This window comes from Streptomyces sp. RP5T (assembly GCF_003933965.1).
In the GTDB taxonomy this organism is placed as follows: Bacteria; Actinomycetota; Actinomycetes; order Streptomycetales; family Streptomycetaceae; genus Streptomyces.
Genome location: NZ_RSAJ01000532.1, coordinates 1 through 5,697, shown reverse-complemented (window position 1 = coordinate 5,697; position 5,697 = coordinate 1). Strand labels below are relative to the sequence as shown.

Here is a 5,697-nt window from a genome sequence, read left to right as displayed (position 1 = left end):
CCGCTCCCCCGCCCCGCTCAGTTCCGGTGGCGCAGCCCGGCGGTCACCGCGGCGCCCAGCCCGCCGGCCGCTGCGGCCACGAGCATGCGTCCGCGGTTGCGGGACAGCCAGTCCTGCGGGCTGGAGGACACGGCCTCCTCGTCGAAGCGGCCGTGCGCCCCGAAGTCCCGTCCGTGCGGCCCGTCCACGGGCGCCCACAGGTTCCCGGGACCGCCGTGCTCGCCCTCTTCCTGCTGAGCCTCGATGTTGGTGCGGGCGAGGTAGCGGTCCAGCGCCCCGGGCGCGACCGCGTTGGCGAGAAGCGTGGCCACGGTGGACCCGCCGACCCAGTACTCCCGCCGTCGTGCGTGGGAGGCGGCGTGCACGACCGCGCGCGCGGCGATCTCCGGCTGGTACACCGGCGCCACCGGCCGGGCCTTCCCGGGCATCTTGTTCAACACCCATTCGAACTGGGGCGTGTTGAGACCCGGCATCTGGACCATGGTGGTGCGGACACCGCTGCCCGAGTGGAGCAGCTCGCAGCGCAGGGACTCGTTGAACCCCTGGATGGCGTGCTTGGCCCCGCAGTACGCGGACTGCAGGGGGATGCCCCGGTAGGCCAGCGCCGACCCCACCTGCACGATGGTGCCGCGGTCGCGCGGCAGCATGTGGCGCAGCGCCGCCCGGGTGCCGAACACATAGCCCAGGTACGTCACTTCGGTCACCCGCCGGAACTCGTCCGGGGTGATCTCCGTGAAGGGTGCGAAGACGCCGGTGAAGGCGTTGTTGACCCAGACGTCGATGTGTCCGTAGGCGTCGACGACCTTCTGGGCGGCGTCGTCGACCGCCTTGGCGTCGGCCATGTCGACGCTCACGACCAGCGCCTCACCGCCCGCCCGCTGTACGTCGTCGGCGGCGGCCGCGAGACCCTCGCGGCCCCGGGCCAGCAGGGCGACGCGGGCCGCCCGCTCGGCGAAGGCCCGGGCCGTGGCCCGTCCCACGCCGCCGCTGGCGCCGGTCACCACGACGACTTTGCCGTCCTTCACGCGTGTTTCCTTCCCTGCGTCGCGCGCCACGGGTCAGGCCCGGTGGTGCGGCTGCTCGGGGTCGATGCCGTCCTGTCCCGGGGCCACGCCCGGTTCCGGGGTGCCCGGGACTTCCGGGGCGACCGGCGGCTTGGGCGGGTACGGCGTGCCGAGCCCGCTCCCGCTGGGCGGCGCGGCCACCGGTGCCGCTCCCCCGGCGGCGCGGTCCGCGGCGGCCGGCGTCGCTGCCTCCGGCCCGGCGGCCGGCCGGGCCGCGGACGGGCGGGCCGCACCGCGCAGGGCGTAGGCCACGGCCCCCAGGATCACGGCGGTGATCAGCGCGGCGGCCCAGTCGGGCAGCCCGAGGGCGAGGGCGAGGCCCACGGCGAGTGCCAGGGCCGCTCCCGCGTACAGCGCGACGGCGCCGGACGCGGCGTACAGCATGGCCGTACGGCGCTGCTTGCGCGTCTGCTCGCGCAGCTCGTCGCGTACGGTCTCGCGTGCCACCTGCGCCAGCTCGTCGACCAGCTGCCTGTCCAGATGCTCCAGGTGATCCAAGCGCTCCATGGCCGCCGGGTACCCGCACAGGCGTGCGCATAACGCCGGGCGGCCTGTGCGCCGGGGGCGGCCGGCTCGGGAGGATCGCGTGAAACGATCTCCACGGTCCGGCCGCCGCAATTAGGCTCGTCCGCATGGACATTCTGGGAACCACGCTGCGTGTCTGTGTCGACGATCTGGAGGCCGCGGTCGTCTTCTACGAACGGCTGGCGGGCGCCAAGGCCCTCCGTTTCGAGCGCGGCGGAGTCCAGGTGGCGGCGGTGGGCTGCTTCCTGCTGATGAGCGGCCCCGAGGCCGAGCTGGAGGTGCTGCGCAAGGTCGCGGCGACCATCGCGGTGAAGGACGTCGACGAGGCCCACCAGCTCCTCAGCGAGCTCGGCGCCCGGGTCATCGCGGGCCCGGTGCCCACGCCGGTGGGCCGCAACCTGATCGCGATGCACCCGGACGGCGTGGTCTACGAGTACGTGGACCGCAACGTCACCTAGCGGGACCGGCTCCTACCCCGGCGCCCGCATCCGGAAGTCGTGGTGCGGCGGGAGTGGTTCGTCGCTGATCCGGCTCCACAGGTCGCCGATCGCCTCGGCGCCCTCCCGCAGGTCGGCGACCTCGAAGCCCTCCTCGAAGACGGCCCGGGCCGCCTCGGGCCGTTCCTCGGCGAGCAGCAGTCCGGCCTCGATCAGCCGGAACCTGCCGCGTGCCCGGATCTCCGGGTACAGCCGCTCCCACACGGAACGGGCCTCGGCGGTACGGCCCGCCGCGAGCAGCGCCTCCAGCGTCTCGCGCGCGAGCGCCGCGGTGGCCGCCGTCCACGACTCGCCGTCGTCGCGCCGCTCCTGGCACAGGTCGTCGAAGGCCTCGGCGTACCGCGCGGCGGCCCGCTCCCGGTTGCCGCTTACCCGGTCGGCGACGGCGAGGCAGCGCAGCAACGGCCAGCGGGACGGCGCCAGTTCGAGCCCCCGCTCCCAGCTGCGCACAGCCTGTGCCCGGTCCCCGGCGTGCCACTGCGCGACGCCCAGGTGGTACTCGGTGAGCGGGGTGGCGGGCGCGGTCTCCAGCATGTCCCGCCAGTGCGCGGCGACCAGTGTCTCGCCGGGCGGCCGCACCCGCCGCGGTTCGGGCAGGGACCCGGTGCGCAGCAGCTCCAGCCAGGGCGCCTGCGCCGTGCCGAGCGCGCTCTCCGCGAAGGGTGTCCCGGGCAGCTTCAGGTCGGCCCGCAGCACTTCGAGGGCGCCCCAGCCCGAGCCGGCGGCCAGCATCTCCTCGGGTTCGGTGTCGGCGTACGGCCTCCAGGCGGCGCAGGCCTCGTCGACGGCGGCCCGGGGCAGTACGGCCTCCAGGCGCGCCCGTACCTCGGCCGTCACCGGTGCCGACGCCAGGGGCCCGTACGCCTCCAGCCACGCCAGCTCGCTCTCGGCCTCCAGCCGTACGTGCTCCAGCTGGGTGCGGGCGAGTCCGGCCTGGATCTCGCAGTAGCCTCCGGTGCCGGGTTCGGTGAGCCATTCCTGCCAGCGCCGGCCCCCGCTGCCGGTGCCCCACACGAACAGCTTGCGGCCGCGCAGGAGGTCGGTGGAGGTCTGCACGAGACCGTGTCCGTCCCCGGGGTCGAGGGCGGCGATCCAGCGGCGCCGGCCGTCGGGCACGTCGTAGAAGTAGTCGGCGGCGTACGGGCTGTCGAAGGGGTCCGGTGGGAGGGGCACCCGGCGCAGGTGGTGCTCGTGGCCGAACTGCCAGGCCTCCTCGGCCGGGGCGAGCACCCTGCGGCCCTCGGGCACGGCGGTGTTCGACCACCAGTAGGCCGGCACCGGCCGCTCGTGCGGATTGCGGATCCGCACCCCGGCGTACAGGAAGTCCGAGCCGTCCGGCAGCCACAGGTCCACCTGGAAGGGCAGGTCGCGCAGGCGCTCCCACTCCCACAGGCGGAGCATCTGCCCGCCGTCGGGGGCCGGTACGCGGGCGGCGTGCAGGGGGGCCGCGGACAGGGTGGTGTGGCCGGTGGCGCCGATGTTCCACTCGATGCCGCCGGAGAACCAGGCGCCGTTCAGGGCGAAGTTCGCGGGCTGGAACACCGGGTTGCGGTACAGGAGTTCACGCCCGGTGGGCTTGTGGAGGAGGGAGGCTACGCGGCCGCCCAGTCCGGGGAGCACGGTCGCCCTGAGCCGGTCGTTCTCGATCACGATCGTCTCGAACGCGCGGGCCGTGCGCGCTCTGCCGTAGCCGTCCCGGACCCGGACCGGCAGCAGGCTGGTGAGCTGCCCGTACCCGGCCTGCCGGGCCATGTCCCTGGGCAGGTCGTCCCGCTCCCGTACGTCGACGCGGTGGACCTCGTGCGGCAGCCGCAGCGGCGGCAGCGGGTTGTCGGGGCCCAGCGGTGCGGCGGGCAGGGTGAGTACGTCTCGCCGGATCGTCGTCACGATCACCATGGAAACCGCTCGGCGGTGAGTCGGCCAGGGGAGCTGCCGGTCAGGATTGCGCAAAGGCGTCCACGACGATGTCGGTGAGCAGCGCGCCCGCCGTGCCCTCGGGGTCCAGATCGGGGTCGTAGATGGTGATGTTGAGGCCGACACAGGAGGGGGAGGCGAGCAACGGCCCCAGCAGCGCGACGAGATCGGCGGGCAGGAGGCCGTCCGGGTCGGGGCTGTCGACGGCGGGCATGACGGACGGGTCGAGGCAGTCGGCGTCCAGGTGCACCCAGTAGCCGTCGATCTCCGGGATCTCGAAGGCCTGCGCGGTGGCCCGGGCTAGGGCCTCGGCGCCCCACTCCCGGAGGTCGCCGACGGTCACCACCGGGATCCTGAGTCCGGCGAGTTCGGCCCGCTCCTCCTCGAACACGTCACGGATCCCGAAGAACCGCACGTCCTCGTCGCGCAGATAGGGCCTCAGCCCCTCCAGGTCGGTCAGGTCCCGCTGTCCGCGCCCGGTGGCCAGCGCTACCTCCTCGCCGCCCGCCGCGCCGATCCGGCCGGAGTTGCCGGGGTGCCGGAAGTCCGGCGAAGCTCCCCCACTGCCTCAAGGGCGTGGGAGGTACCCCCAATCGCGGCCAGGCCGTAGCGGCCGATGCGACGCAGGGCGAGGGAGGCACCGAGCTGGATGGAGCAGTCGCCGCCGAGCACGACGGGGAAGTCCCCGGCGCGGACGTGGCGCTCGACACGGTCGGCCAGTCCGACGGTGTACGAGGCGATCGCGGCGGCGTTGAAGACGCCGTCGCCTTCCTGCCAGTCCCCGCGGTCGTAGCGCGGCGGCACCACCACCCCGCCTTCCAAGGCGTGCAGCCGCTGCACGATCCGCTGCTCGCGCAGGGCGCCGGCGAGCTTGTAGCAACCCGGCACGGTGCCGGGAGCGGGGGGACGCAGACCGAGGTTGGAGGGGGCGTCCAGCACGACGATATTCCGCATGCGGATCATCCTCGCCGACGTACAGTCGACCGTCCACGGAGATGCGAGAGGGAGCGACAGTGAGTGAGCAGCACACCTACCGGGTGATCGTCCGCGGCACGTGGGAGGGGCTCACCGACGAGGCCCGGGCGCGCCTGCTCGCCGAGGCGGCGGACCACGGCATGGCGAGCATGCGGTTCTGCGCGGAGGGCTCGCTGTCGTACGAGCCGGTGCCGCTGAAGCACTTCTCGATGCGGTACGTGGTGGTGTCGGACCCGGCGGACGGCGAGGAGATGGCGGGCGCGATCGCCGAGGACCGCGCGGAGACGACGCTGCGGGAGCTCGGCTACGGCTTCGCCGGCCTGAAGTCGACGGTCACCGACCTCGACACCATGAAGATCAACCGGAAGCCCGCATCTCGGCGGTGATCGCCCAGCGCTCGTGGTCGCGCCACTCCCCGTCGATGAAGAGCATCTTCGGGGAGAACCCTTCGAGCCGGAAGCCGCAACTGCGGGCGAGGGCGAGGGAGGCGGTGTTGCGGGGCTGTGCGTTGATCTCCAGGCGGTGCAGCCGCATCGGGCCGAAGGCGTGGTCGAGCACCAGACCGAGCCCCTCGCGCATCAGCCCGCGCCCGGCGGCGTGCGCGAAGACGCCGTAGCCGAGGGCCCCGCACCTGAAGCCGCCGTGGACGATGTTGTTGATGTTGATGAACCCGGCGATGGCCCCGCCGCCCCGCTCCCCGTCCTTCTCGCAGACCAGGAACC

6 protein-coding genes and 1 pseudogene are annotated in these 5,697 nt (G+C 73.7%); 2 read left to right on the top strand and 5 right to left on the bottom strand.

Annotation, left to right across the window (positions count from 1 at the left end):
• Window positions 1-17: 17 nt before the first annotated feature.
• Both EHS43_RS35555 and EHS43_RS35550 read right to left on the bottom strand, forming a co-directional pair.
• A complete protein-coding gene (locus tag EHS43_RS35555; protein WP_125194750.1) occupies window positions 18-1,025 on the bottom strand; it encodes an SDR family oxidoreductase in 1,008 nt (335 codons plus the stop codon).
• Window positions 1,026-1,058: 33 nt separating this feature from the next.
• Window positions 1,059-1,571 carry a phage holin family protein gene (locus tag EHS43_RS35550; protein ID WP_125194749.1) on the bottom strand — a complete coding sequence of 171 codons (513 nt, stop codon included), beginning with the start codon at window positions 1,569-1,571 and terminating at the stop codon, window positions 1,059-1,061.
• Between the two features lie 125 nt (window positions 1,572-1,696).
• Between EHS43_RS35550 and EHS43_RS35545 the strand changes: the two genes are divergently transcribed.
• Window positions 1,697-2,047 carry a VOC family protein gene (locus EHS43_RS35545; RefSeq protein WP_037706453.1) on the top strand — a complete coding sequence of 117 codons (351 nt, stop codon included), beginning with the start codon at window positions 1,697-1,699 and terminating at the stop codon, window positions 2,045-2,047.
• A gap of 12 nt (window positions 2,048-2,059) precedes the next feature.
• Here EHS43_RS35545 and EHS43_RS35540 read toward each other — a convergent pair whose 3' ends face one another.
• Entirely contained in the window at window positions 2,060-3,982 is a 1,923-nt protein-coding gene (locus tag EHS43_RS35540) for a DUF5107 domain-containing protein (protein WP_125194748.1), read from the bottom strand.
• A gap of 40 nt (window positions 3,983-4,022) precedes the next feature.
• A pseudogene (locus EHS43_RS35535) lies at window positions 4,023-4,954 on the bottom strand (arginase family protein).
• Between the two features lie 59 nt (window positions 4,955-5,013).
• On the opposite strand from EHS43_RS35535, the gene EHS43_RS35530 reads away from it, so the two are divergent.
• Window positions 5,014-5,361 carry a DUF6204 family protein gene (locus EHS43_RS35530; protein WP_185806555.1) on the top strand — a complete coding sequence of 116 codons (348 nt, stop codon included), beginning with the start codon at window positions 5,014-5,016 and terminating at the stop codon, window positions 5,359-5,361.
• Here EHS43_RS35530 and EHS43_RS35525 read toward each other — a convergent pair.
• Window positions 5,333-5,697, bottom strand: a 365-nt coding sequence (locus EHS43_RS35525) for a GNAT family N-acetyltransferase (RefSeq protein WP_148104164.1), incomplete at its 5' end; no start/stop codon positions are given. The two genes, EHS43_RS35530 and EHS43_RS35525, sit on opposite strands and share 29 nt — an antisense overlap.